Genomic DNA, 1,440 nt, shown 5'->3' with positions numbered 1-1,440 from the left:
CTACCGTCTGGACACATCTTTTGATAAGGTGAAGCCGATAACGATGGCATCAAACTTTTTGAGGCCTAACCAAAACGTGGTGATGCCCGGCTTTCGTCCGGATTGATACCCGTTCCAGCCTCCTAAGCGGGCAATTACCCATATATACCGTTTCAGGGTAGACGGTGTATATGGGTTTTTTAACTTCTGGGTCTTGCCTTCCAACTGCGGCATCTGTATCTCCATACAAGCCTGTTCCTCCGCTGAAAAACAACTACCAGCCGGTAGTTCCTGCTCAGAGTCATAGGCCGCCTGCATGATGAAAAGCTTGATAATGGTCTCCAGAATCAACAGACATAACTTGCGTACGGCTTTGCCCTGGGTGAGTTCGCTGGCTTCAATATCAAAGCCTTCTTTCTTGACAATGCGAAACACCTCCTCCAGCAGCCAGCGGCAACTGTACCAGTCTAGACACTGCAGGGCATCGGCCAGAGTGTTCACTGGCCAGGTGGTTAACAACCGCCAGTGAATGGGCTGGTCCACCTGCGGAGCCACCTCTTGCGCTTCAATCGCATACAGACTCACCGTATCAGCTACTGTTTTGGCCGTGAACTGGTTACGCTTAAGGCTAACCCGACAGAAGCGAACCGCCAGGGTAGCAGTCCGCCTGGTGGTTTTACGGCGTTTGTCGCCTGCTACTTCGATGGTGTAACTACCCTGTTGAGCCTGGCTGGCCAGATGCTCGAAGAGCTTGGTTTTACCCCTGAGGGTGCGATTGGTCTTAGCCCGGATCAACAGATGCGTACGGGCATCGGGTACCAGACAGAACTGTTCATAAATATCTCCTTCCCGATCTTGAATGATGACCAGGTGTTGAGCTGTGGTCAGAGCTTGTTTGGTGTGGAGCGAGGTTTCGATCCATTTATAAGACTCTTTCTGCTCAATGGGGGTGGTGTGGCGCTGGTAAGAGGAGGCCTTCGCCACCCACTGCTGGCCGCGATTCCAGACCTTGAGAGCAGCAAACCCGTAGGGCATGAATGTCTGGGCATCGATCACCAAACTGGGATGGATGAAAAAGCCTAGCCCTAGCTGGGAGCCGTCGGTCAAGCCAATGGAGTCATTCTTTTTGAGTCGGTTGCGATGATTGGCCAGGTTGATTTCGCTGCTGTCCTGGATGCAGAGCAGGGGCCTGTCGGCTACACAGGCCTGACAGTTAGCCGCCATATTGCGGATGAGGTCCTGCTCGGTGACGTTTTCATTGGCCAGAAAGCGGTAAAAGGCTTTAGCTTGAGAATCGCTGGTGGCGAGTTGGCGGATGGACTGGCCACCAATAGCAAACAAGCGATTGAGCAGCAAGTTGCCTCGCTGTGTCAATCGCTTGTCTTTTAATCCGGTTAGATGTCTGGTCTGCACTTTTTAGTATCAAAGATACCAAAATGACTACTTGTGTCCAGACGGTAG

1 protein-coding gene is annotated in these 1,440 nt (G+C 52.1%); it reads right to left on the bottom strand.

Features of this window, described 5'->3' with window-relative positions; genetic code table 11:
* On the bottom strand, positions 1–1,392 hold the full coding sequence (locus ABD949_RS18230; protein WP_345245581.1) for an IS4 family transposase: 1,392 nt from the start codon (positions 1,390–1,392) through the stop codon (positions 1–3).
* Positions 1,393–1,440 lie beyond the last annotated feature (48 nt).

The organism is Nibrella saemangeumensis, assembly GCF_039541915.1.
Classification (GTDB): Bacteria; Bacteroidota; Bacteroidia; order Cytophagales; family Spirosomataceae; genus Nibrella; species Nibrella saemangeumensis.
This window is presented reverse-complemented; position numbering and strand designations above follow the sequence as displayed.